Origin of the sequence: Bacillus sp. AFS017336, assembly GCF_002555445.1 — a bacterium.
Classification (GTDB): Bacteria; Bacillota; Bacilli; order Bacillales; family Bacillaceae_G; genus Gottfriedia.
The window spans coordinates 129,699-153,918 of record NZ_NUCO01000009.1; the positions used below are offsets into that span (position 1 = coordinate 129,699).

Annotated in this window: 24 protein-coding genes and 1 other annotated feature; of the genes, 11 read left to right on the forward strand and 13 right to left on the reverse strand. The window is 31.7% G+C overall.

The features are described from left to right. The first annotated feature begins 404 nt into the window (after positions 1 to 404). Together CN601_RS04140 and CN601_RS04145 are read left to right on the forward strand one after the other, a co-directional pair. Entirely contained in the window at positions 405 to 770 is a 366-nt protein-coding gene (locus CN601_RS04140; RefSeq protein ID WP_098170171.1) for a DUF2500 domain-containing protein, read from the forward strand. Between the two features lie 21 nt (positions 771 to 791). Continuing rightward, positions 792 to 1,787, forward strand: a complete 996-nt coding sequence (locus tag CN601_RS04145) for an NAD-dependent epimerase/dehydratase family protein (RefSeq protein ID WP_098170172.1) — start codon at positions 792 to 794, stop codon at positions 1,785 to 1,787. Between the two features lie 60 nt (positions 1,788 to 1,847). On the opposite strand, the gene CN601_RS04150 is transcribed toward CN601_RS04145, so the two are convergent. After that, positions 1,848 to 2,525, reverse strand: a complete 678-nt coding sequence (locus tag CN601_RS04150; RefSeq protein WP_098170173.1) for a Dph6-related ATP pyrophosphatase — start codon at positions 2,523 to 2,525, stop codon at positions 1,848 to 1,850. Positions 2,526 to 2,595: 70 nt separating this feature from the next. Continuing rightward, positions 2,596 to 2,946: a hypothetical protein gene (locus CN601_RS04155; RefSeq protein WP_098170174.1), complete on the reverse strand. Its 351-nt coding sequence runs from the start codon at positions 2,944 to 2,946 to the stop codon at positions 2,596 to 2,598. Positions 2,947 to 3,070: 124 nt separating this feature from the next. Here CN601_RS04155 and CN601_RS04160 point away from each other — a divergent pair, with 124 nt between their 5' ends. Then, positions 3,071 to 3,850 (forward strand): class I SAM-dependent methyltransferase, encoded by a 780-nt coding sequence (locus tag CN601_RS04160; protein WP_098170175.1) that lies wholly within the window; start codon positions 3,071 to 3,073, stop codon positions 3,848 to 3,850. A 62-nt stretch (positions 3,851 to 3,912) separates the two neighbouring features. Here the strand turns inward: CN601_RS04160 and CN601_RS04165 are convergent, their stop codons facing one another. Then, a complete protein-coding gene (locus CN601_RS04165) occupies positions 3,913 to 5,178 on the reverse strand; it encodes an ATP-binding protein (protein ID WP_098170176.1) in 1,266 nt (421 codons plus the stop codon). A 230-nt stretch (positions 5,179 to 5,408) separates the two neighbouring features. On the opposite strand from CN601_RS04165, the gene CN601_RS04170 reads away from it, so the two are divergent. Continuing rightward, on the forward strand, positions 5,409 to 6,554 hold the full coding sequence (locus tag CN601_RS04170) for a metallophosphoesterase (protein ID WP_179865433.1): 1,146 nt from the start codon (positions 5,409 to 5,411) through the stop codon (positions 6,552 to 6,554). 132 nt (positions 6,555 to 6,686) lie between these two features. Continuing rightward, entirely contained in the window at positions 6,687 to 7,913 is a 1,227-nt protein-coding gene (locus CN601_RS04175) for a sensor histidine kinase (RefSeq protein ID WP_098118030.1), read from the forward strand. Positions 7,914 to 8,364: 451 nt separating this feature from the next. Here CN601_RS04175 and CN601_RS04180 read toward each other — a convergent pair whose 3' ends face one another. From CN601_RS04180 to CN601_RS04190, 3 genes are all read right to left on the reverse strand, one after another. After that, on the reverse strand, positions 8,365 to 9,000 hold the full coding sequence (locus CN601_RS04180; RefSeq protein ID WP_098170178.1) for an FMN-dependent NADH-azoreductase: 636 nt from the start codon (positions 8,998 to 9,000) through the stop codon (positions 8,365 to 8,367). Between the two features lie 428 nt (positions 9,001 to 9,428). Then, positions 9,429 to 10,043 carry an acetate uptake transporter gene (locus tag CN601_RS04185; RefSeq protein ID WP_098118032.1) on the reverse strand — a complete coding sequence of 205 codons (615 nt, stop codon included), beginning with the start codon at positions 10,041 to 10,043 and terminating at the stop codon, positions 9,429 to 9,431. A 133-nt stretch (positions 10,044 to 10,176) separates the two neighbouring features. Beyond that, positions 10,177 to 11,058 (reverse strand): radical SAM/SPASM domain-containing protein, encoded by an 882-nt coding sequence (locus tag CN601_RS04190; protein ID WP_098118033.1) that lies wholly within the window; start codon positions 11,056 to 11,058, stop codon positions 10,177 to 10,179. 1,023 nt (positions 11,059 to 12,081) lie between these two features. After that, positions 12,082 to 12,341: a binding site (T-box leader), on the forward strand. 67 nt (positions 12,342 to 12,408) lie between these two features. Here CN601_RS04190 and CN601_RS04195 point away from each other — a divergent pair. Genes CN601_RS04195 through CN601_RS26490 form a run of 4 tightly spaced genes read left to right on the forward strand, consistent with a single transcriptional unit; the run spans position 12,409 to position 14,756 of the window. Beyond that, the gene (locus CN601_RS04195; RefSeq protein WP_218923230.1) at positions 12,409 to 13,185 is read left to right on the forward strand and encodes an amino acid ABC transporter substrate-binding protein; all 777 of its coding nucleotides are present in this window, start codon (positions 12,409 to 12,411) and stop codon (positions 13,183 to 13,185) included. Positions 13,186 to 13,201: 16 nt separating this feature from the next. Beyond that, on the forward strand, positions 13,202 to 13,843 hold the full coding sequence (locus CN601_RS04200) for an amino acid ABC transporter permease (protein ID WP_098118035.1): 642 nt from the start codon (positions 13,202 to 13,204) through the stop codon (positions 13,841 to 13,843). A gap of 12 nt (positions 13,844 to 13,855) precedes the next feature. Continuing rightward, complete coding sequence (locus tag CN601_RS04205) at positions 13,856 to 14,509, forward strand: amino acid ABC transporter ATP-binding protein (RefSeq protein WP_098170179.1); 654 nt, start codon at positions 13,856 to 13,858, stop codon at positions 14,507 to 14,509. Positions 14,510 to 14,537: 28 nt separating this feature from the next. Next, positions 14,538 to 14,756: a hypothetical protein gene (locus CN601_RS26490; protein WP_142317302.1), complete on the forward strand. Its 219-nt coding sequence runs from the start codon at positions 14,538 to 14,540 to the stop codon at positions 14,754 to 14,756. A 253-nt stretch (positions 14,757 to 15,009) separates the two neighbouring features. On the opposite strand, the gene CN601_RS04215 is transcribed toward CN601_RS26490, so the two are convergent. The 5 genes from CN601_RS04215 to CN601_RS04235 all read right to left on the reverse strand — a co-directional run bounded on the left by CN601_RS04215 (position 15,010) and on the right by CN601_RS04235 (position 20,258). Then, positions 15,010 to 16,026 carry a cytochrome d ubiquinol oxidase subunit II gene (locus CN601_RS04215; protein ID WP_098118038.1) on the reverse strand — a complete coding sequence of 339 codons (1,017 nt, stop codon included), beginning with the start codon at positions 16,024 to 16,026 and terminating at the stop codon, positions 15,010 to 15,012. A 51-nt stretch (positions 16,027 to 16,077) separates the two neighbouring features. After that, positions 16,078 to 17,409: a cytochrome ubiquinol oxidase subunit I gene (locus CN601_RS04220; RefSeq protein ID WP_098170181.1), complete on the reverse strand. Its 1,332-nt coding sequence runs from the start codon at positions 17,407 to 17,409 to the stop codon at positions 16,078 to 16,080. Positions 17,410 to 17,723: 314 nt separating this feature from the next. Further along, positions 17,724 to 19,052 carry an MATE family efflux transporter gene (locus tag CN601_RS04225; protein ID WP_098170219.1) on the reverse strand — a complete coding sequence of 443 codons (1,329 nt, stop codon included), beginning with the start codon at positions 19,050 to 19,052 and terminating at the stop codon, positions 17,724 to 17,726. A 59-nt stretch (positions 19,053 to 19,111) separates the two neighbouring features. After that, positions 19,112 to 19,480: a GIY-YIG nuclease family protein gene (locus CN601_RS04230; RefSeq protein WP_098118040.1), complete on the reverse strand. Its 369-nt coding sequence runs from the start codon at positions 19,478 to 19,480 to the stop codon at positions 19,112 to 19,114. A gap of 22 nt (positions 19,481 to 19,502) precedes the next feature. After that, positions 19,503 to 20,258, reverse strand: a complete 756-nt coding sequence (locus CN601_RS04235) for a DUF2087 domain-containing protein (RefSeq protein ID WP_098118041.1) — start codon at positions 20,256 to 20,258, stop codon at positions 19,503 to 19,505. A gap of 531 nt (positions 20,259 to 20,789) precedes the next feature. Between CN601_RS04235 and CN601_RS04240 the strand changes: the two genes are divergently transcribed. Beyond that, positions 20,790 to 22,088 carry a polysaccharide deacetylase family protein gene (locus CN601_RS04240; RefSeq protein WP_098118042.1) on the forward strand — a complete coding sequence of 433 codons (1,299 nt, stop codon included), beginning with the start codon at positions 20,790 to 20,792 and terminating at the stop codon, positions 22,086 to 22,088. Positions 22,089 to 22,122: 34 nt separating this feature from the next. Here CN601_RS04240 and CN601_RS04245 read toward each other — a convergent pair whose 3' ends face one another. Then, a complete protein-coding gene (locus tag CN601_RS04245) occupies positions 22,123 to 22,695 on the reverse strand; it encodes a GNAT family N-acetyltransferase (RefSeq protein ID WP_098170182.1) in 573 nt (190 codons plus the stop codon). Between the two features lie 132 nt (positions 22,696 to 22,827). Then, positions 22,828 to 23,277, reverse strand: coding sequence for a ferritin-like domain-containing protein (locus CN601_RS04250; protein ID WP_098118044.1), 450 nt, complete (start codon positions 23,275 to 23,277; stop codon positions 22,828 to 22,830). A gap of 439 nt (positions 23,278 to 23,716) precedes the next feature. Here CN601_RS04250 and CN601_RS04255 point away from each other — a divergent pair, with 439 nt between their 5' ends. Next, positions 23,717 to 24,202, forward strand: a complete 486-nt coding sequence (locus CN601_RS04255; RefSeq protein WP_098170183.1) for an RNA polymerase sigma factor SigV — start codon at positions 23,717 to 23,719, stop codon at positions 24,200 to 24,202. Positions 24,203 to 24,220 lie beyond the last annotated feature (18 nt).

Consider the following 24,220-nt stretch of genomic DNA (forward strand, 5'->3'; position numbering starts at 1 on the left):
AACCTTTAAACTACTAAAAAATAGATTCTATAAAAAGTATCCTACTCTCATGGATATTATTGGTCAATAATTAAATCAATAAAAATTTACTAAAATGGCAGAAACTTTTACTTAGTTTTTTATTCTGTCACAATTAAAGTTTTCAGAAATAAACTAACGATAACATAAGGAATTCAAAAGCTTTTTGGATATTAGTTCTATTAGATTACTAAAAGTAATTATTTTACAATTTTACTTTCCGGCTTATGAAATAACTATTTTTAAATAATAAAGTAAATAAAATTAACTAAAATTTTTTAATCTCTATTTCTTTGGTGCGATTTGGAAATAAGTTTATATTGATTTGTTTTCAGAAAATTTAATAAACTAATAGTATAGCCTTACAATAAAGGGGGTAATTATTGGTGTTATCGTTTAATAGTGGTTTAGATGCATTTAAAATTCTTGCTTTCATTTTTCCAATTATCTTCGTATTCGTTTTTGCAGGTATCTTTTTCGCTTTATTAAAAGGATTAAAACAATGGAATTTTAATAATAAACAGCCTAAATTAACGGTTCCTGCAAAAATAGCTACAAAAAGAATTGAATATATTCAGCGTAATAAAAACCAGCTCGGCCAGTCTTACACACATTATTATGTTACACTTGAGGTTGAATCTGGGGACAGAATTGAATTTCAAGTTGATGGATTTATTTATGGTCAATTAGTAGAAAAAGATTCAGGAAAACTAACATTTCAAGGAACTAGATTCATAAAATTCGAGCGATAACAAATTTTTCGAGGTGGAATAATGAAGGTTTTCATAAGTGGTGCCACTGGTTTTTTAGGGAAACACACTACTAAAAGATTAAGCGAGATGGGGTATTCTGTAATAGCATATGGTAGGAACGAAGAAGCGGCTAAATTTTTTATCAATATGAGTAATGTTAAGTTTATTAAAGGTGATTTAAACAACTCCGTCTTGTTAAACGAGAATATAAAAAATGTAGATTATGTAATTCATTGCGCAGCTCTTGCGGCACCTTTTGGGGATTATTCTGAATTCGAAAAAACGAATGTTGAAGGAACAAAGAATATTGTGAATGCTGCACTTTTGGCAAACTTAAAAAAGTTTGTTAATATTTCTACTCCAAGTGTGTATTTCACAAATGAAAGTCGTAAAAACGTTAAAGAAAGCGATCCACTCCCGACGAAGCATTCTAATTATTACGCTAAAACGAAACATTTAGCAGATTTAATTATTGAAGATGCGATTGAAAAAGGACTACCAGCTATTTCACTAAGACCTAGACAAATTTTTGGTCCTTTTGACCATACGATTTTTGGAAGATTTATACAGATAAATGAGGACGGTGGCATACCTTTAGTTCATAGTGGACAAGTTCTAATGGATTTCACGTATATTGATAATGTTGTCGATATGATTATTGCTTGTATGAAAGCTGATCATGCCCTTAATGGCGAATACTACAATATCACAAATGATCAACCTATTTACTTAATAGATGTACTGAATCAACTATTCATAGCTTTAAATAAAGAATTAAATACAAAAAACATCTCTCCAAAACTACTCTCATTCATTGCAACAAGCTCTGAACTGATAGCAAAGTTTACTAAAAAACCACCTAAAGTTTCAAATCATATTGCGAATTTCTTAACCTATGACTATACACTTAATATTGAAAAAATCAAAAATGATTTAAATTACGAACCAAAAGTTTCAATAAATGAGGGTATTGAACGATATGCTGATTGGTACTTAACTTCAAACGAGTTAAAGTAAATGAAAACAAGTTAAAATCACTGGATTTAGTGGTTTCAACTTGTTTTTTAATTTACTATTCTATTTAGTGTCCGTATGTATTTCCTTAATATTTAAAGACCATAGCCCACTATTTAAGATGATTTCCGCATCTATTATATTTAGGCGTTCTTTAAAAAGTGGTCCGTCAATGACGAATGTATGGTACTCTCCTCCCTCGCCCATTGGACAGATTTCTTTACTAGTAAAAAGTTCTTTTAAGTCTTCATTTAAAGTCCTACCTACTATAGACGAATCAAAAATTCTCTCACTTGCTCTACAAACAATTGCATTATATCCAGTCATTAGCCATTTATTTAGTAAATTAATAGACTCATTTTTAGTAATCCACACAGGGAAAAGTGCTTGAAGTCCAGATTGGGATGCAACTAGCTCATTCCATTGTCGATCTTCACTTACATATAATGTGCCAAATGCAATACTAGAAAGATTGAATTGTTCTTTTATCGCTTTTAGCCCGTTAATCATTGACTCCTCATATTTACCTGCCGAATCAATCATAACAAGGGGAATACCAATTGCATCAGCTTGCATTTGCAAAAAATTAAGTTGTGTCCCATGAGCATGGTTTCTATCATCTTTTTTCGAAACCATCGATACTAAACATGCCACTTCATATCCATCTTTAATCAGTTGATCTAGAGCTAAACAGCAATCCTTCCCACCACTCCAAGAAACTGCTACTTTACGATTATTCACTTAAATCATTCTCCCTTAAATTAAAACTCTATAATTCCGTTAAATCCCGAAAATGCGATGTATACTAACATCATTTTATTAAACTTTTTACATATGCCATGCCTTTCAATGAAAAATTAAACCACTGTTGATTGTCTCCGTAAGGAATTTCAACCCATTCTCTCATTGGTTTTCCACCCATCGGATCAAAGTTTTTTGCACCTGTTAATTTTAAGGCAGCTTCAACGTCCGTTGGATTTAATTTTACAACTATATTGGACTCATTATAAAACATAAAAACCTTTCCTTGTACCTTCAATCCTTTGTGTCCAAAAATACTTCCCTTTGTAGCATCATAATCATTAATTAATTCCGTTCGTAAACTTTCAAATAGTTCAATTGTACCTTCCATATTCATCATTCCTTTTTCAACTTTAAGCATAATAATACCCTTTTATAAGAGGATCTTATTAATACTTATAACTTATTGATATTATTCATCTTAAAATTGTCGTCTATACTATTCTTATAGATAATTTGAATTAATTCAAAGGGGAGGTATTTACATGACAATTGACTTCCACGACGCACAAAATAAAATGACTTATACATCTCGAGAGGCTGACCCTTCTTGGCTTCAGCTAATGAAGGATAATATTGATTTAAATGGAAAAAACGTGGTTGATCTAGGTTGTGGTGGCGGTATTTATTCAATTGCCCTCACTAAGTTAAGTGTTAACCAAGTTACAGCCGTAGATTTTTCAGAGGAAATGCTTAAAGGAGCTGCTGAAAATTGTAAAGACTATAAAAACATAAAGTTTAGTAAAGGTGACGCATACGATACTAAACTCCCATCCTCTAGTTATGATGTAATTTTAGAAAGAGCTTTAGTTCATCACTTAGATTCTTTAACTAAATGTTTTAGTGAAGCAAATCGTTTACTAAAAAAGAATGGAATCCTCATCGTACAAGACCGAACGCCAGAAGATTGTTTATTACCAGGAGACGCGATTCATTTACGAGGCTATTTTTTCGACCAATATCCTAAACTAAAAACAAAAGAAATTGCTAGAAGATATGATTCCAAAGAAATGCAATCGGCATTAGAGTCTGCTGGTTTTCATATAAAAAAAGAAATAAAGCTTTGGGAAACTAGACGTATTTATAATGATCTAGATTCACTTAAAACGGATTTATTCCTTAGAACAGGCCGTTCAATTCTACATGAACTTACTGATGATGAACTAACTAATTTAGTAAATTTTATAGAAGATAAACTTAAACACCAAACACCAATCATTGAGAAAGACCGTTGGACAATTTGGATTGCAAAAAAAGGAATATAAGTAAACGCTTAGTATAATACTGAGCGTTTTTTACTCTTTTTAGTATTTCTACTTTCGAGCTATTAATCATTCACTTTATATTCAACTTTTGGTAGTTTAATTGTTACTTTCGTGCCCTCATCAACGCTACTCTCGAATGAAATTGTTCCATGCATTGCTTCAATGATACGGACAGAAACCGTTGTTCCAACTCCAGTTCCCTTTTCTTTCGTTGAATAGAAGAGTGTACCAATGCGTGAAAGTTGTTCCTTTGTCATACCTTTTCCATTATCTCTGATCGTGATGACTGTTTTATCTTTTTCTTCGCATAGTTTTGTATGTACATATCCACCGGAGCTAGTTGCCTCAATCGCGTTTTTGATTAAGTTTATTAAAGCTTGTTTAAATTGATTTTTATCTGTATTGATGAATGTATCTGCTTCCATATCACCCTTTAACTTAACATTTTGCTTCAATGCTAAAGGTACTAATAATGTGACTACATCTGATACACATTGTTTTAAATTGATCGTTTCTACTTTATCAAATTGTGGCTTGGCAAAGTTTAAATAATCATTAATAATCCCTTCCGCTCTACCTAATTCGCTCAATACTAAAGGTAAATATTCCATCGATTGGTTATCTTTACTCTCCTGCATTAATTGAAGAAAACCTTTAACAACCGTAAGTGGATTTCGTACTTCATGTGCAATAGAAGCTGCCATTTCACTTAAAGTATTAAGCTTTTCAGCCTTTTGGATTTCTTTGTGTAATATTTTATTCTCAATTAACGTCTCAATTAGTTTTGCTCCTAAAGTAATGGCGATTAACTCGATCACAATAAAAATAAGAACTAAACCAAAAAGTCTGTAATCGCTTTTAAAACTAATATCATTTACGATTAAATAAGTAAATAAGATTCCTAATTGTATTACAGCTGGCCATAAACTAATTAAAGCCGTTGCAATTATTCTTTGTTTAGGTTTAAACTTCCAAAACCATTTAAATAAAATCAATGAGCCCAGTGAGGATAGGGTAATACTAATCAATCCAAATATAATAGCGTCGCCGCCTAAAATAAATCTAGCTAATAGAATCGATAAAAAAGTCACAATTCCCCAGCGATAACCGCAATAAAGAAAAGCAATCGTTAAAGGAATATATCTTAAGTCCCAAAACAATCCATATGCAGGATATGGAAAGGCCATACAAAGAAAGCCTGCTACAGCTTGGAACATGCCAAATAGATAAATTTTATCCTTATAGCCATGTCTTTCATAAATAATACTGTAGATTAATATCGGACTTAATATGATTAAAACATGCAGTAAAAGTTTTTCGATTAACACGTTTTCATCCTCACTAAATTCAAATTTACAAAAATGAGTTTAACATTAAAATAATACGACAAAACTTCCAAAAATCCTTTATTTTGTCCTACCATTTCCCATCTTTTTTCAATTTCTGTCGATTAATATTTGTCACATTAAATTCACGTTATAATCGATTGAAATAGATGCGTTTATAAGTTTAAACATTTATACTAGAAGTACTTCACTATTACATGAAAGGGATTATTATGAATAAAAGAATTTTATTAAATATTACTTTCGTTATGATTTTCTTTTTCTTAATTAATTTTTTCATAGGCATTAACGGATGGATTTATTTAAATACTATTTTTAGTAAATGGACGAATCCAACCATAAAATTAATTTATTGGATTGTATTTGGGATTATTACTTTTGCGTATATCCTATCAAGATTTCTTAAAAGAAAACTCCCTAATTCATTCTTTAAACCATTACATAAAATTGGGGCCTATTGGCTAGCTATATTTTATTATTTAATTTTTTTGGTGATCGCAGCAGATTTGGTTGGCCTAATATTAAGAGCCCTAACTCCTTTAAAAGCGGATGTTATTACTTTGATCCTTGGAACGATTGTAGTATTAAGCATCATTTTACTTATTACAATCGGAAGAAGAAATGCCATTAACACTGAAATTATCCATTATGATATAAATATTGATAAATCTAATGATCAATATAAAGAATTATCAATTGTATTAGTCTCAGATTTGCATTTAAGTACACTTGTCACGAATAAAAGACTAGAGTTTCTTGTTGATGAAGTTAATAAAATTTCACCTGATTTAGTCTTAATTGCTGGAGACATTATCGATGAAGATATTACTCCTTTTGTTGAAGAAAACATGATCGAAACTTTAAAAAAATTAAAACCGAGGATTGGAACATATGCTGTACCTGGAAATCATGATTATTATGGTGGGCATTTAGATTTACTAGTTGAGCATTTAAAGGATGCTGGCATCCATATTTTATTGGATGAGAAAGAGCTTGTTGAAAATAATTTTTATATCGTCGGTCGTAAAGACCTCGCAAGTAAAAAGCGTTTAGAATTAAACGAATTACTCGAAGGAATTGATCATACTAAGCCAATCATTTTACTTGATCACCAGCCCTATCACCTAGAAGTCCCAACTCAACTAGGTGTCGATTTACAAGTTTCAGGTCATACACATCGCGGCCAGTTTAAGCCAAATCACTTAATTACGCGCAGGCTTTATGAAGTAGATTGGGGATATTTACAAAAAGAACAATCACACTTTGTCGTTTCTTCTGGATTTGGAACTTGGGGGCCACCAATAAGAACAGGTAACCCTTCAGAAATTGTTACGATTACTGTTTCTTTTACTAATTAATTAAACAAAATGATTTAGAGACCACTGGGTTTTTACGATGGTCTCTTTTTTTATCACAATTTATGTATAAATAATTTTCTGAAAAGTGTAAAATATTATTGTAAGTTTCTTTTTTAGAATGGAGATTGAAACATGAAAAATACGGAGTACTACAATAATAGAAGCCGACGAATTTATATTTATTTCATGGCTTCACTGACTTCTTTATTACTAGTAGGTATTACACTTTCTCCTTTAACTTTTAAGGACCATCCAATCGAACTTCTGACCCAAGTATTCTTAATGTTCGTAGTCATTTTTGCACTATTTTATTTCGTTAAAAAAAATAACACATTTTCAAAAGTATTATTTACGACTATCGCTTCACTATATGTTTATATTAAATTTTGGACATACCCAGACACATCAACAATGTATAGTTTTGTAGCCATTATCCCAATCTTTACGATCTTTTTATATAACCGAATAGCATTTTACATAGGTTGGATCTTAAACATACTAGTTGGACCTACTTTTGTATTATTAATCTCATTTACTGAACTCAAAGAAAAATATTCATATATTGCATTAGACCCTGTTGGTAATATATTAGAATTCCTTTCCATTCAATTAATACTCTTATTTGTATTTTTACAAACAGAAACAAAAGTCATCGCCTTAGAAGCAAACTATAAAGAAATACAGCAAGCAAAACAATTAAATTCAATCGGTCAACTAGCTGCAACAATTGCACACGAAATTCGCAACCCAATTACCGTCGTAAAAGGATTTGCACAGCTTTTTCAAAAATCAAAAACAATCCTACCTGATGAAAGATACTATGTCGATACTATGTTGAAAGAATTAGAGTACGCCCAAATAATAATTAACGATTATTTATCACTAGCAAAACCCCAAACAGACACAATTCTAGTCACTGAAGTAAACAAAGAAATTCTAAACGTAACTGACTTATTAGCCTCAATGGCAAATAGTCAAAGCATTGGCTTTCAATTAAACTTAAACGAAATGCTTTACACAAAAATTAATCCAATTGAATTTAAACAAGTTCTAGTTAACATGATGAAAAACGCTATCGAATCAATGCATTGTGCCGGTTATATTACAATCAACCTTTTGCAAGAAAATGAATTTGCTCTTATTGAAATCATAGATACAGGAATTGGTATGTCACAAGAAACAATCGAAAAGCTTGGCACCCCTTTCTATTCACTAAAAGAAAGAGGTACAGGCATCGGATTAACCGTCTGCTTTAATATCATTGAAAAATTCAAAGGCAAAATTAAAATAAGCAGTAAAGAAAATGTAGGAACAACATTTCGGATTTATTTACCGATTTGGAAAGATCAAAGTGAATAAAACGACTTTGTAAGTTTTAGGAGCGGCCACAATCGGAAACAATATTGTGGCTTTTTTCATGGGATTATTTAGACATGACAGAGAATAATGAAATGAAATCAGTTCAGTAGCTACCCTGCTCCAAGAACGCAGTCTTAATATGTTATAGGTACGAACACTTTTTGAACATTATTGATAAAGTTGTGAACTTCGTTGATATATTGCTGAACTTCGTTGATATATCACAAAATCCCGTTGATATATTGCTGAACTTCGTTGATATACCACAAAACCCCGTTGATATATTGCCGAACTGGATCATATATGCCTAATATTGTTTAATGCAACCCTTGTTTCGCTTCAAACAATTAATAATTAGAGCTAATCTAACCTCAATTTAAGAAAATACACAAAGCCCGCTAAGAACTTGAAATTCCTAGCGGGCTTTTATTAGTTTTGAAACTACTTTATTTTAAAAATCCTTCGCAGCTTCCTTAGCTTTTTGGATTGCTTGTTCTTTAATTTCTTGAGCACGATCTGCGAATTGATTTTGACCTTCCACAAAGATCCCATTAAAATCTTGTACACCTAAGAAGCTCATGATTGTGCCGATATAGCGATGTCCCATTTCAAGACCTGCTGCTGGACCCTCCGAATAAACGCCGCCGCGTGCTTGAATATGTAAAGCTTTTTTATCACCTAATAATCCTTGTGGTCCATTTGCAGTATACTTAAACGTTTTACCAGCAACGCAAATTGCATCAATATAGTTTTTCATAATTGGAGGAAATAAAAAGTTCCATAACGGTGTTACGAAAACATATTTATCAGCTTCAGCAAATTGAGTTACAAGCTCATTTAATCTACCAACTTTTGATTGCTCACCTGAAGAGAGTGTGTCAAATGCCCCTCCAGTTTGAAGTTTCCCCCATCCTGAAAAAACTTCAGCATCAATATGAGGAATCGTTTCCTTATAAAGGTCAATATGTACAACCTGGTCATTAGGATGCGCCTCTTTATAGCTCTCAATAAACGCATCACCGACTGCCATACTATATGAAGTAGCCTTATCGTGAGGATGCGCTGTGATATACAATAGTGTTGTCAAACGTATTTCCACCTTTCATTTCAATTTAAAAGCCTTCAATTATCATCTGTCATTTCTAACCAAACAATACAATTATTTATAAAAAAACCTTTTATTTTAAATGGAAAGATAGGGCTGACTTTGTGGAAAAATGCGAACGCTTAGTGAACTTTATTGATAAAGCTGTGAACTTTGTTGATATAGTAGTGTTTTTTGTTGATATCGGGGTGAAGTTTGTTGATAAAGTAGTGTTTTTTGTTGATATCGAGGTGAAGCTTGTTGATATAGTAGTGTTTTTGTTGATATCGAGGTGAAGTTTGTTGATAAAACGATAAAATTTGTTGATAAATTGTTTTTTTTTGCATAGGTGTTGGATAACACTTCTTCATCCGAACACATTAACAACAAAAAAACCTTTACTCTAATAGTAAAGGTTCACAGTAAAATCATTATTTTGCTTTAAAAATACCAAATGGTTTCCCTACTGGTAAAAACTCTCTTCCAAAGTGACTATTTAAAACAGCTGCAGCTGATCCATAAAATGACATAATTGCAATTCCTAATTCACTATATGCTGCAAATGTATGTGTAGCTTCTTCCATAAATCCAAGAGTGCTAAGTGATAAACCGATAAATAGACAATCAATTAATACAAAAATAATAAATAAAACTTTATGTGTTTCCATTGCTCCGATTGTCATAAAGATTGAAAAGATTAAATATCCTACAAAAGCAAAACCAAGTTGTTTTACATCTGCTGCTTTCATTAATGCTTCCCCAAACACGCCTAATTGAATTAACCAAGTAGTACCAACAGCTAACCAGAAGAAAGCATAACCGGCAAATGCAGTTGCACCAAAAACATTATTATGTTTGAAATCCTGGATACTCGCAAATAATTGTGCAATTGCACCTAAAAATATAGCCCAAGGTAAAATTAATGAAACACCGTCAGTAATTCCTAACTTTTGTGTTGAGGCAACAAGCGTTACCATCGCTAAGCCGAATAAACCAATTGCAGATGGATCCGCAGTAGTAATTTTAATTTGTTGTACGTCTTTCATTGATGTAAATCCTCCTAAACTTTTAAACAGACTAAACTATACTACTATATAATTTTGAGGATTCATATAGCTTTTTTTCGCTTTAAAAAAAGAAAGCACTTTCTTTTAAAAAGAAAGCGCTTTTTACCAAAAATTACTTTTTATGTCGTTTTGCATACCCACATCTTTTGCATAATTCTTCCACTGCACATCGTCTTGAAAACCCATCATAAATCGCTCTAGCACGTTCAGAATTTAAAATGTCTTCTAATGATGTCTCATATAAGTTCCCTAAAGGAATTTTACCTTCACTATCTAAACAACACGGTACAACAGTACCATCAACTAGTACTCCGATTTGATCCCTTAAACCATAGCAGAATACTTCCTCATCGATAATGTCATTTCCCATGTCTGGCCATTGAAACTTTTCTGCCATATTTAAATAAATTTTATCGCGCAGTTTAATATTATGCGTTTCTTGCAGCCTTTCACTTAAAGAAAAATCTAAATTTAGTTTTTCCTCAAGTAATCTTAATATATCAATATTTAACGAGTTACTTGCTTGTAACTCTGCACTATCCATATTCCAAAGCCTAATCGCACAAATCATATCGCTTTTTTCATTCGCTTCATTTATGAAATTCGTAATATTTTCAACGTAATCATGCAAATCCTTCGTTAAATCATTCGCTTCAAAACTGTGAAGTGAAAAATTGATTTGTCTTAAACCTTTTGAGTCAATTAACAAATCCTTTACTTTATTAATTAACGTACCGTTCGTTGTAATATTAACCTTCAAACCATTTTCATGACTAATGTCCAAAAATCTACCAAGCTTTGTATTTAAAAATGGCTCACCCATCAAATGAAAATAAATATGATCCGTATAAGGTTTTACTGAATTAACAACATGAGCAAATGCCTTCTCATCCAAAAACTTCAACGGTCTCTCAAGCGTTGGGCTCGGACAAAAATTACACTTCAAATTACAAATATTTGTAATTTCTATATAAACTTTCTTAAATTTTCTCATTCTACTCTCCTACTTTAAATGATCTATATACACATATTTCACTCTTAAAAAACTCGAATAAATCTATCATACAATAATTTTCAAGATATTAATATTTCTACACTCTGTTCAATTTTTACCAACCGAACAAAATTGTAATCATTCTAAAACTTCATGAAATTGTTTAAATTTAATGACTAAAACCTCAGTTTACATATAATTATTTTATTATAATTTAATTAGGCAATTAAATAGCATAGGGGAATGGTTTTATCTTCTTTTCTACATTTTTTTGTAGAAAGGAGGTGATGCCATTGGAAACACTTGAAATACTTACACTGAGCTTCATCGCAATGACCTTCGTCGTTGTATTGATTCAATTAGTAGTTAGTATTATTAACGCAACAAAAAAGAAATAGCCCCTATGCTTTCCACCGCATGGACTACTTCTTTAGTAAAATTCTCTGATAAAACCATTTCGGCTTATTTAGTTACCTAGAACGAGTGTTGTCGCACTCGTTCTTTTCTTAATATATATTTATTATAGCATATGATTCATTTGATATACTTTGATAGCTTGAATTTTTTGTTAAATTATTCTTATCACAGTAACCTTTGTCGTTGCATTGATCGAATTAATTGTTTGTATAATTAGTGCAACAAAAAAGAAATAGCCCCTATGCTTTTGGCTCACAAGGGCTACTTCTTTGAATAACTACATAAAACTAACTCGACTGCCTAGAACGAGTGTTGCTCCTCTCATTCTTACTTTTAATTTATCATATTTTTCAATCCAAATTCATGAAGTATATGTTATTTCTGTGAATAGATAATATTTTACAATTCCAATCAGTTTTATCAGTATTCAATCGACATTTTTCCATATTTCCCGAGAAATTTCCTACCTAAATTTTGACAAAATCTATGTTTTTTAAAATAAAATTTGTTGACAGTTGTTTGTAATCTGTAATATTATTTGTTCATCGCAAAACAAACTAGTTTGATTTTAAAAAATGCAGTATCAAATATAATTAATAATTTAATTTAAAAGCCATGATGAGAAATAGTAAAAATATTAAGTTCTTAAACAGAGAGTTCCCGGTTGGTGCGAGGGGCGTAAGACAATATTTTGAACACATCTCTGAGCTGAGCACCGAACCCTTTTTGGTAGTAGACTGTTTCCGGATTCCCTGCACCCGTTATCGTGCTAGAGTATAGCTTAATTGCTGCACTTGAAGAGGTTGGTATCGTGAGGTATCAATAAATAGAGGTGGAACCACGTGAGTATTACTCCCGTCCTCTAGCTATTCTATATAGCTAGAGGTCGGGAGTTTTTTGTTTTTCAAGAAAAGTTTAAGGGAGAGAGTAAAAATGAATAAAAGATTAATGTCAGCAATTATCATGTGTATGATTTCAATATTAGTTGTAACGGGTTGTGGAAAAGAGAAACGAAATGCGAACGAAGTAGTTGTTGGTTTAGACGATACTTTTGTACCAATGGGCTTTAAAGATGAAAAAGGAAAGGTCGTTGGTTTTGATATCGATTTAGCAAATGAAGTGTTTAAACGTGAAAAAATGAAAGTAACTTTCCAACCAATTGATTGGTCAATGAAAGAGACTGAATTAAAATCTGGTAATATCGATGCAATTTGGAATGGTTATTCAATTACACCGGAGCGTGAGAAAAAAGTTGATTTTTCTACTCCTTATTTAAAAAATAGACAAGTTATTATCACACTTGCAAATTCAAAAATAAAAACAAAAGCAGATTTAAAAGGTAAAAATGTTGGTATTCAAGAAGGATCAAGTTCTTTAGATGCAGTTAATAAAGATGAAAAATTAGTAAAATCTTTCAATGGTAGCAAACCTGTATTATATGAAAATAATAACCAAGCTTTAATGGACTTAGAATCTAAGCGTGTTGATGTAGTTGTCGCAGATGAAACATTAGCTCGTTACTATATGAATAAAAGAGGACAAGACAAATACAAAATTTTAGACGATAACTTTGGTGAAGAAGAATATGGAATCGGCGTTAGAAAAGACGATGATGCTTTACTTAAAAAAATTAACAAAGAAATTGATGCTATGAAAAAAGATGGCACTTACGACAAAATTTATAAAAAATGGTTCGGTACATTGAAATAAAAAGGAGATTATGATCATGGAACAAATTACATCTTTATTACCTTCCATGCTTGATGGATTAACAGTAACGCTAGAGGTTTTCTTAATTACTCTGGCGTTATCAATCCCACTTGGAATCGTTATAGCACTTGGAAGACTTTCAAATATAACAGCAATCAAATCAATAGTGAGTTCTTATATACTTTTAATGCGTGGTACACCACTACTTTTACAAATAATCTTTATCTTTTTCGGTTTACCATTAATTGGAATTGTGTTTGACCGCTTTACAACAGTAATTATCGCGTTTACATTAAATTACGCTGCATATTTTGGTGAAATTTTCAGAGCTGGCATTCAATCGGTTGATAAGGGGCAATATGAAGCAGCTGAGGTTCTAGGCTTAAGTCGCAGCCAAACATTTAAACGAATTATTCTACCTCAAATGACAAAAAAAGTACTACCTCCTGTTTCGAACGAGGTAATTACGCTGATTAAAGATTCAGCACTTGTATATGTAGTTGGACTAGACGATATGCTTCGAGTAGCTAAAATCGCTTCTAATACTAGCGCGTCACTACTCCCTCTTGTTTTTGTTGGAATCATCTATCTGCTATTAACAGCAGTATTAACTACATTATTTAAACGTTTAGAAAATCGATATTCATATTATAAATAAGGAGAGACTTATATGTTAAAAGTAAATAACTTAACAAAACAGTTTAATAAACAAACAGTATTAAATGAAGTCTCTTTTGCAGTCAATAAAGGAGAAATCGTTACCCTTTTAGGACAATCTGGAGCTGGAAAAACAACAATTCTACGTTGCATTAATGGCTTGGAAGGTTTCGATGGTGGATCAATTGAAATAGATGGTCAAATCATTAAATCTAAAAAGGATCTCTTAAAAGTACGAAAAAACGTCGGTCTCGTTTTTCAAAACTATAATTTATTCCCTCACAAAACGGTGATCGAAAACATTATTGAAGCGCCAATGCTTGCACTAGGAATGAATAAAGAAGAAGCTATAAAAAGAGCGATTAGTTTACTAGAACAAGTTGGTCTTAGTGAGAAAGCAAACGCATATCCAAACGAATTATCAGGTGGTCAACAACAACGTGTAGCTATTGCTAGAGCATGTGCACTACAACCAAAAATTCTTTGCTTCGATGAACCTACTTCGGCTTTAGATCCTGAACTAACGAATGGCATTGCTGAGATTATGAAGAGTTTAGCAAAAGATGGAATGAGTATTCTAGTCATTACTCATGATATGGAGTTTGCAAAGAATGTCTCGACTCGCACTCTCCTTGTAAAAGAAGGAAAAGTTTTAGAAAGTGCCTAATTAAGGTGGCTACTAGATGATATTTTGAATGATTTTGCTTAGATTTACACTATTTTCTTATATTCAACGTACTAAAATTGTAAATCTAGGTAAAATCGACTTCATTTTAAGTGAATTTAGCTTCTTATTTGCAGCTTCACCTTTTTTATTTGCAGTTTTGATATTTTTAATTGCAGGTTCACGTAATTTATTTGCAGTTCTTCCATTTTTATTTGCAGTTCCATTAGTTTATTTGCACTTTTGCTAGATTTAATTGCAGTTTCACCCGATTTATTTGCACCTTCAACATCATTACTACCTAGGGAATTTATTTGCAGTTCTACTTCATTATTTGCACCACCATAAAAAAAGAGGCCACAATAAAATATTGCAAACCTCCCCACAAATCAATGAAAAAACTTACTAATAAAGGATAACCCCATTATTAAAGCGACGATAAAGCATAAAATAACTAAACGTTTTTCATGTTTATTTGAAGAGTGCATGTCATCTCCTCCGCTCTACTTTTTCCCTTGAATATATTCGGCATCAAATAAAAATAGTTTAAATAAGAATAGCAATGATGGTACCAGTAGGAGTAACCCTAATAAAAATACGGTTACTAGCATTGTTCCGGACGTTTGATTTGTATAGCCGTTATAGATTGTTATATATGGGTCTAAAATATATGGCAAGTGTGCTGCTCCGTAACCGAAAAATGCGAAGAAGAATTGGAGCATAACAAAGATAAAAGCTGTTCCGTAGTTTCGTTTTATTAAAATTAAAGTTGATGCAATCAGAAAGCAAATTAGTGAAAGTAAAAACATCCACCAATAATGGTTAATGATATTTTGATAAAACCTAGTATTGTTATCTCGTAATCCTACAAATACAAGGAAGCTTGATAGGATTGTTGGAACGGTCCAAAATAAGGCGTATTGTCGTAAAATTGCTAGAGCACTTTCATCCTTTGCTTTACTAGCGTAGTATGTTAAAAATGTTGCGCTAATATATAAAACTGAAATGATTGCAATGATTACAACACTCCATGAATAGATGCTTGTTAATAAATTTTTAGCTAAAAATTGAACGACTCCGTTTTTTTCAAAAATATACCCTCCACCAGAGATCGTTAGAACTGTACAAAGTGATGCAGGTATTAACAAGCCAGTCGCTCCGTATAGGAATAAATATACTTTATTATCCTTTGAACCGTAGTTTGAAAATGCGTAGAATGATCCTCTAATTGCTAACAGTACTAGTGAGATACTACCTGGGATTAATAAAGCTGTACCGTAGTAGAATGCAACACTTGGAAAGAATCCAATAATCCCTACAAAGAAAAATACAAAAAATACGTTGGTAATTTCCCAGACTGGTGATAAATATCTACTAATTAAATTACTTATTAAATGATCCTTCTTCGTAACCTTTCCGTAATAAGCAAAGAATCCTGCACCGAAGTCAATTGATGCAATGATGATATATCCATATAGGAATGTCCATAAAACGATTATTCCTAATAACTCAATATTCAAAGAAGCTCACCCTCCTATTCATCAGCTCTGTTCAAACTTATTTAACAAAGCCTATTTTTTTAAACGATATTGAAGTTCATCTTCGGGTGGATTATGAATGAACATTTTTCGAATTACGATTGTACAAAACACTCCTAAAAATACATACAATACAAAAAATAACCAAAACATTCCGCCTAGTCCTTTGGCTGTTGTGGCCCCTTCTGAAACCTTCATATATCCTCTTAATATCCATGGCTGACGGCCAACTTCAGCAATCATCCATCCTAGTTCGATATTAATCATCGCTAGGGGTCCGGTCATTGCTAGTCCACGTAATAGCCATTTATTGTGCATCCAATTTTTCTTTTTAATTGAAAATACAACAAAAATAAAGGTCATCGATATAATTAATCCAACAAAGGTCATCTTAATATCAAATAAATAATGTATGTATAAAGGTGGGGTCTCATCTTTTGGAAATTCATTTAAACCAATTACTGGTGCATTGAAATCTGAAAAAGATAAAAAGCTTAATAATTTAGGAATGCGAATTTCATATTTTACTTCATGGGTCTGATCGTCTAATGTTCCGAATAAGACAAAGTCTGCCCCTCTCTGTGTTTCAAAGTGCCATTCGATTGCAGCTAACTTTTCCGGTTGGTATTTAGCAAGAAATTTTGCTGAGACATCCCCTGTTATTCCAGTTAAAACGGCGAATATTAAGCCTAATGTAGCCGCTAATCGTAGACCTTTTCGTGTATATTCTGTATTCATTCCTCTTAATATTTGAATTGCAGCGATCGAAGTCAATATGAGAGCAGATGCAACATATGCAGTAACGATTACATGCAATGTTTTTGATGGTGCCGCTGGATTAAACATTGCGGCAATTGGATCGACCGTTTTAATTGCTCCATTTTTCAAGGTAAAACCTTGTGGCGTATTCATAAATGCATTTACGGTAGTGATAAAAAATGCTGACAAGGTCGAGCCTAATATAACGGGTAAAATAATTAGCCAATGATAAATAGGCTTTTTGAATCGATCCCAGGTATATAAATATATTCCAAGAAAGATTGCTTCAAAAAAGAAAGCAAATGTTTCCATAAATAACGGAAAACTAATAGCCTGACCTGCAATTCTCATAAAGCTCGGCCATAATAAAGATAGTTGTAGACCGATACACGTTCCAGTAACTACTCCAACTGCAACAGTAATGGTGTAGCCTCTAGCCCATCTCCTTGCCATTAACGAATAATGTGGGTCTTTTTTTAAAATCCCCAATCCCTCAGCAATCGCAATCATTAATGGGATCCCAACACCAATCGTTGCAAAAATAATGTGAAATACTAGTGTCATACTTGTTAGTAATCTACTGAGTGTGACATTATCCAACTCCATCTGCTATCCCCCCTACACTGTAATATCTTATTGTCCATTGGAATTAATTATTCTAAACAAATTTTTACTAATGTTACTATTTTGTGAAATTCATCACTCTATATACTTTTCATGTTCGCATCTATAAAAGTATGTTCCTCTAACAATAAAGGTATACGTTAAGTTACGGATTAAGAAGGGTGGAAATAAAGAAAGAAAAATTGGCGAAGACAGGCCATAGTTTTACTTTTGCCTGAATTAGAAACTACGTCTATTTTTCTTTCTAAACGGGAAAAAAACCACGAGAAATTATCTCGTGGTTTACGCCCTATATATTAATTTATTAATCGGACGATGCGTTTCTTTTTCCAAGAAAATTTGTAGTAAAAATAGTTTAGACAAAGGCCAACTATAAAGGCTGCCGGATATCCTACCCAAATTCCTTTCATTCCGAGATGTGTGTAATGAGACAATAGATAGGCTACTGGTACTTCAATACACCATATGACGAAAATGCTAATTAGAGTCGGCCAGAGAACTGCGCCGCTTGCTCGCATTGTTGACGTCAAAATAAATGAATGGCCAAGGATTAAATATCCCCATAAAGTGATCATTAATAAACTATTGGCAATGTGAACTGTACTTGCGTTTGTTAAAAATAAATTTAAAATCGGTTCTGAGAAAAGATAGGTTAATAAAATGACTATGCCACCAAGCACATAGTTAAGTAGTAATCCTATTTTAATAACTTGGTTTAATCGTTCAAACTGATTCGAACCAATTGACTGAGCAGCAAAAATTGAAACTGCAATACCAATACAGATTGACGGCATCTGAACATAGCTTAACAATTGATTTACTACCCCGTAAGAAGCTGTAGCATTTGATCCATAATGATTAACAAACGTAATAACGGCGATTTCTGAAATCGAAAGAAAAACCATATTTATACTAGTCGGTATACCAATTTTTAAAATTAATTTTAATAGTTCAAAATCCATTCGTAAATATTTTCTAATTGATGAATCAATTCTAAGAGGATGCTTCGTTTTAGATAAGTAAATAATTAGAACGATACATGTTAAAATCGTTGAAACAACTGATGCATACGCCGCTCCGTAAATTCCTAACCTCGGAATACCGATCCATCCAAATACTAAAGGCGGTAACAGAGCAACATTTAAAACTGTACTCAATACTAGAAAGTAAAATGGAGTTTTCGAATCTCCAATACCTCTCATGAGAGTCGTATAAACCATATAGATAAATAAAACCGGTATTGACCAAAATAAAATCGACGCATAATGACTACTTACATTAAGAATATTTTCAGGTGTCCCTATTAATTTAAGTAAATCTTCAATAAAAAGATTACCAATAATAGCTAAGGCGACAGCAAGAATTAAAGTAAAAGTAAGAGTCGTTCCAACAATTGCTTTTAACCTCTCATCAAACTTTGCTCCATATGCCTGACCGATTAAAATTGAACTACCAGATCCAATTCCAATAATAAAAGAAACCAAAAAGAAAAATATTGGAAAGAAAGCAGAAATTGCAGCTAGAGCATTTTCTCCTAGCCAATTCCCCACTATAATCATGCTAAAAACTTGGCCAATTGACTGCAGAATATTACTTAAAAGCAATGGAATTAGAAACAGAATCATAGGACGTAATAAAGTAAATTTTGTTACCTTTTGCCTATCGGGATTTATCTCTGATGTAATCAAGCTTGATCACCCTTACCATTAAATGAGTTATAACCTCGTTCACCGAACGGTTGCAGTTTTTCAAGCCATTTTTCCTCAAGCTTCTTTAAATCTCCCTTAATACCTAATGGACTAATATCTTCTTCTTTCAAAACCTCTAATTCCTCAAAAACAAATGATTCTTTACCATATTCATTCCATTCTTGTTGAAGAGCTTGATTTGTACAAGACCCTGCCTCTAATTCAAATTTCTTTCCATTTATTGTTTTTAAATTTTTAGTACTTACAATAAATATTTTTTCATTTTTAACATTCCTAATTTGGTATATTCCTGCTTGCACTTTCGTTTCTTTATACTGCATTTTTAATTCTTTTTTCCTACTCATTTCATAACAATCCTTTCTTTTACTAAACTTTTAGCCAATAGCTACTTCCATCTGCCTTACGATCAATAAATCCATACTCAATTAAATATCTTCTTAATATGACATAGTCATGGTAAATAGCTGTTAGTACCGCATTTATCTCTTTTTCTGTATATGACTTATTTGGTGAAAATCTTTTAGCGATTTCTCTCAAAACAACAAGTTTTTGTTTTTCCTTTAATGGAAATTTTGTTAATGGGCCATCCACGCCTTCAGGAAAATATTTTTTTAAACTTTTTTCCTTCTCGTCTTCAGTGATGTTATAACGATCATCAACCATTTTCGCCGTTTTATGAAGCGGTAAAAAGTTTGGAGCATGCTGATCCTTTTCCTTTAAAAGCTCCATCAACACGAGGAATAATTTCGCTTGTCGCTCTTTTTCTTTTAAAACAAAGCGATGATTCCTAATTGTTGAAGCACTGCCAATTCCAGTTTCTTTTTGAATATCTGCATCACTCTTACCTTGGTAAAAAAGACTTAGAAGATGGTTTTGATGTTCAGTTAATCCTGTCAACTTCTTATCCAGTTTAATTAAATAGTCGAAAACAGAATTATGATTACGTTCTATATGAATCTTCATAAATTTTTCAGCCTCATATAAAACACCTGAATCTTGATAAACAATTCCTTTCTCAATTTTTTCACTACAAAGTAGGCATGAATAATGATCCTTCTCTTCGCTATACCCTTGTTTTAATTCTTTATTTCCAGCATTCCAAAAAGCATCTAAATTTTCCATTGGCAAACACAACCTTTTATTATCTATAATTTCACAAACAAATAGTTAAAATGTTTATTAATCACTAAACATAATATGTCATTGTTTATAAATTGTCAATTTCATTAAAATTTAATTCCAAAGTTCATATATTGAACAAAAAATCTTTGTAATATTCACTGTAAAAGAAATTCATTCAATTATTTTCAAAAATAATAACTAAATGGCATTTATTTTCAACATTACCAATTATTACCTACAAAAACATACAAAATAGTACTTTATTCCCTTTACAAACATATTCACTTAAGACACGAGAACCAATTTAAAATCAACAATTGACAATTCTTTACAGTACTTTACAATTAAAATGTAAAGATAATTTAATATTTGTCATATTTCAGCGTGTTAAAAAGAACTATTTTATTTTCTTAATAGACTAATATTTTTTAAGAAAAAACAGTAAAATTAAATATATAAACAAATCAGGTTTTGACTATATATCATTCACGTGTAATCGGAAGTGATTTCTATAAAAGTTAGGGGGAAGTTATGTCAATTTACCAGGAAAAACTTATTGAGCTTTTATCCGTCGAACAAAAATTCGATAGATCGTATTTGCATATTAAACTATTATTTAATCAAGAAATTGAGCTTCATTGGGAAATTGACAACAAAACGGCTAATCTTTTGAAATCAAAAATTAATTTTGAAGAGAATGTGAAGTATAATCTTTCGTTAAATAGTGCTTGGTATGAGGAAAAAGGTCAGTTTACTAGCTATGTAACTAAAACTAGTGATCATAAAAGCGAGAAAATCTACTTTTCATGTTCAGAGGAATACCATCTACAGCTTCATTCCATAAAAAATATGAAAGATCTTAGAATACTAATCGATTTGCCTTATTTATCAATTACTCGATCAAGTTCAAAAAATGAAAAGAATAGCTCGAAACGGTATAAGCTTTATGGTTGGATTACTGTTGCGGCTATTAGTCTGCTTTCTATAATTTTAATAGGTTATAAGAGTCACACTTGTGTCTCAGAATCCTTTTTTTGTGGAAAAAAACCAGCAAAAGCTGAAAGTGTTGCCAAGGCACAAAACATAAAAGTTAATGAAAAACAAAACAAGATAGACCAGCAAAAACAAGATCCAAAGAAGACTTCAATTAAAAATGTCTCTCAACCGAATTCTCAAATAAATGAACCAGACGTAAGATATGCAACAAAACAAGAACCCGTAAAGAAGCCCGTCCTATCAATCTACCCAACTACAGAGTTAAAAAACGTAGTAAGTTATAGCATCCCAGAAGGCAGTGTAGCACTTACATTTGATGATGGTCCATCGAAATATTCAAAGGAATTTGTTAATATATTAAAAAAATACAAAGTCGGGGGAACGTTTTTCTATATTGGGGAAAATGTTCAAAGATTTCCTGAAAATGTTCTATATGCATATTCAAACGGCTACTCAGTCGGAAGCCACTCTATGCACCATTATGACTTCGTAAAACTATCTTATAAACAACAAGAAAATGATTTAATTCAAACGAACAATCTAATCAAAAATATTACGAAGCAAGACACAGTTCTCTTTAGACCTCCATACGGAGCAAAAAACGAAGCAACTATACAATTAATGCAAAAACATCAATTTAAAATGGTTTTATGGAATAAAGATACTGAAGACTGGAAAAATCGCAACACAAATACAATTATTCATTATGTAAAAAGCTACACCGAGTCTGGTAGCATCATTTTACTTCATGAATCAAAACCTTCTTTAGATGCTTTACCTCAAATTATTGAATATCTTAAATCAAAAAATTTAAAAATAGTTAGTTTATATTAAAAAAGTAGTCACGCTATAGTGACTACTTTTTTATTCATTTCTTCCCTGCACCAGTGTAAAACTTCTCCCTTGTTAGTTCAAAAATGTACGAATATTTATTTTCCTCACTTGTTGACTCTCTCTCGATTTTACCTTTATTACTAAATTGATTTCTCTCTAGTAATTGGATTGATTTTTGATTTTCCGACTGAACATCGCCTTCTATTGTTTGTAGATTTAGCACTTTAAATCCGTAATCTAGCACTGTTACGATTGCTTCCTGCATAATTCCTTTTCCTTGAAGCTCTGGCGAAAGTTCATATCCGACTTCCCCTTTTGATTGTTCGATTGCAAAATTCCACAAACAAATTGTCCCAATCAATTGATCACTTTCTTTAAGTGTAATTGCCCAAAGAACCCATTCATTACGTTCTATTCCTAGATTAATCATATTAATGTATTGCAGTGCTTCATCTATCTCTTTTACAAGCGGTCGTCTAATATATTTGGACATTTCTTTATTTGATCGCAATGCAAATATTTCATTTTTATCGTCTTGGTTCATTTGTCTTAAAATTAATCGTTCCGTGATTAATTTTGGAAATGGTTTAAAATTAAGGCTCTCCATTCTAATTTATCCTCCAATTAAAATTCTTAAATCAGTACAACTTGTTTCAATTCTATTATCCCTAATCTAATTATGTAATGGAATACTTCTAATAGAAAAAGCACTACTTTATGTAATGCTTCTTTTACGTATTTATTTAGTTTTTATCATGAAATATAAGAACCAATTTGCATGAATGCCATCTTCAATAGCCGCTCGATTAAAGACATTTTTAACAGTTTGATTCGTTGTACTGTCGGCAATTTTTAGATAAAAGCGACTATCGTATTGTTCACCAATAAATAAGGCTTCAATTCCTTGTTTAAAGGTTTTCCCACATACTTGTGTAATTTTGGCTTCAATTGTTCTTCCTGTTAGTATTCGATAAACTTGTTGAAACGCTTCATAATGTCTAACATCATCTTCACGAATCTCATTAATCACTACTTTTGTAGCATCATTTGGTGCTTGTTGTCCTAATTGTGCCAGGCAATTGATTGCATTATATTTTAAGTTAATCGCTTTTTCAATGTCTCTTTCTAATTCAGCGTTTAATTGTCTATAGTAATCGTAATAATTATTTGGATTTTGATAAGAATACATATGTCCCCTCCTCTTTACCACATATTACTTTATGGGTAAACGAAGTATTGGGTGCGTGTCTAGATGAAGGTATGGATTTAGGAAAACGAATGGTTTAAAAAAGATTAAAGGAATAATCAATTACAAGGAATAGGGTAGAATAAGGAGCAGATTAAAGAATTTAAGATTGTATTGATATTAATACCTATGTGCAAGGGATTGGCTCCTTGCTTTTTTATTTTTTTGAACAAACTTTTCTTTTTCTCCCCCATTTCTCTGCACTTCATTGTTCCTAATTTTCACAGTAAATTTTTACGAAAATACGCGTTTTCGGTACGATTTATTTTTAGTAAAAATTAACTTATATTTTTTTTATTTTTTATAAAACTTTTTCGAATAGGTATACGTCTTTTATATGTGTACCTTCTTAGATACGTATCTCAAAAAAGGAGCTCTTTACATGAAGGGGAAGTTAAACTTAGAAAATGAACTTGTAGATTTTATTATTAATAATAAAGACGATTTTTATCGATTAGCATATAGCTACGTTAAAAATTCAGAAGATGCGGTGGATATATTACAAGATTCTATTCAAAAAGCCATTTCCTCAAAAGATAAATTAAAGAATGAACAATCTTTAAAAAGTTGGTTTTATAGAATTGTAGTAAATACAGCATTAGATTTTTTAAGAAAACAGAAAAAAATAATGGTAGTGGATGAAGAAACGATTGAGTTATATTCTCCAGGCCAAGATGATAATTACACCAATATTGATTTAGAAAGGTCATTAGAATCATTACCAACTAAATACCGCGCTGTAATTGTCCTAAGGTATTTCGAAGACCTTAAAATCGAAGAAGTTGCTGAAATTTTACAGGAAAGTCCAAATACAATAAAAACTCGTTTATATAAAGCTTTAGAAATACTCCGGATTAAAATGAAATGAATTTATTTTTTAGGAGGC

Bases quoted from the DNA above. Each gene is read 5' to 3' on its own strand.
- CN601_RS04205 (WP_098170179.1), top strand. From the start codon at position 13,856: ATGTTAAAAGTAAATAACTTAACAAAACAGTTTAATAAACAAACAGTA.
- CN601_RS04195 (WP_218923230.1), top strand. From the start codon at position 12,409: ATGAATAAAAGATTAATGTCAGCAATTATCATGTGTATGATTTCAATA.
- CN601_RS04245 (WP_098170182.1), bottom strand. From the start codon at position 22,695: ATGGAGAGCCTTAATTTTAAACCATTTCCAAAATTAATCACGGAACGA.
- CN601_RS04160 (WP_098170175.1), top strand. From the start codon at position 3,071: ATGACAATTGACTTCCACGACGCACAAAATAAAATGACTTATACATCT.
- CN601_RS04220 (WP_098170181.1), bottom strand. From the start codon at position 17,409: ATGGAGTTGGATAATGTCACACTCAGTAGATTACTAACAAGTATGACA.
- CN601_RS04170 (WP_179865433.1), top strand. From the start codon at position 5,409: ATGAATAAAAGAATTTTATTAAATATTACTTTCGTTATGATTTTCTTT.
- CN601_RS04175 (WP_098118030.1), top strand. From the start codon at position 6,687: ATGAAAAATACGGAGTACTACAATAATAGAAGCCGACGAATTTATATT.
- CN601_RS04240 (WP_098118042.1), top strand. From the start codon at position 20,790: ATGTCAATTTACCAGGAAAAACTTATTGAGCTTTTATCCGTCGAACAA.
- CN601_RS04145 (WP_098170172.1), top strand. From the start codon at position 792: ATGAAGGTTTTCATAAGTGGTGCCACTGGTTTTTTAGGGAAACACACT.
- CN601_RS04255 (WP_098170183.1), top strand. From the start codon at position 23,717: ATGAAGGGGAAGTTAAACTTAGAAAATGAACTTGTAGATTTTATTATT.
- CN601_RS04190 (WP_098118033.1), bottom strand. From the start codon at position 11,058: ATGAGAAAATTTAAGAAAGTTTATATAGAAATTACAAATATTTGTAAT.
- CN601_RS04250 (WP_098118044.1), bottom strand. From the start codon at position 23,277: ATGTATTCTTATCAAAATCCAAATAATTATTACGATTACTATAGACAA.
- CN601_RS04225 (WP_098170219.1), bottom strand. From the start codon at position 19,052: ATGATTCTGTTTCTAATTCCATTGCTTTTAAGTAATATTCTGCAGTCA.
- CN601_RS04185 (WP_098118032.1), bottom strand. From the start codon at position 10,043: ATGAAAGACGTACAACAAATTAAAATTACTACTGCGGATCCATCTGCA.
- CN601_RS04230 (WP_098118040.1), bottom strand. From the start codon at position 19,480: ATGAGTAGGAAAAAAGAATTAAAAATGCAGTATAAAGAAACGAAAGTG.
- CN601_RS26490 (WP_142317302.1), top strand. From the start codon at position 14,538: ATGATTTTGCTTAGATTTACACTATTTTCTTATATTCAACGTACTAAA.
- CN601_RS04200 (WP_098118035.1), top strand. From the start codon at position 13,202: ATGGAACAAATTACATCTTTATTACCTTCCATGCTTGATGGATTAACA.
- CN601_RS04155 (WP_098170174.1), bottom strand. From the start codon at position 2,946: ATGCTTAAAGTTGAAAAAGGAATGATGAATATGGAAGGTACAATTGAA.
- CN601_RS04235 (WP_098118041.1), bottom strand. From the start codon at position 20,258: ATGGAAAATTTAGATGCTTTTTGGAATGCTGGAAATAAAGAATTAAAA.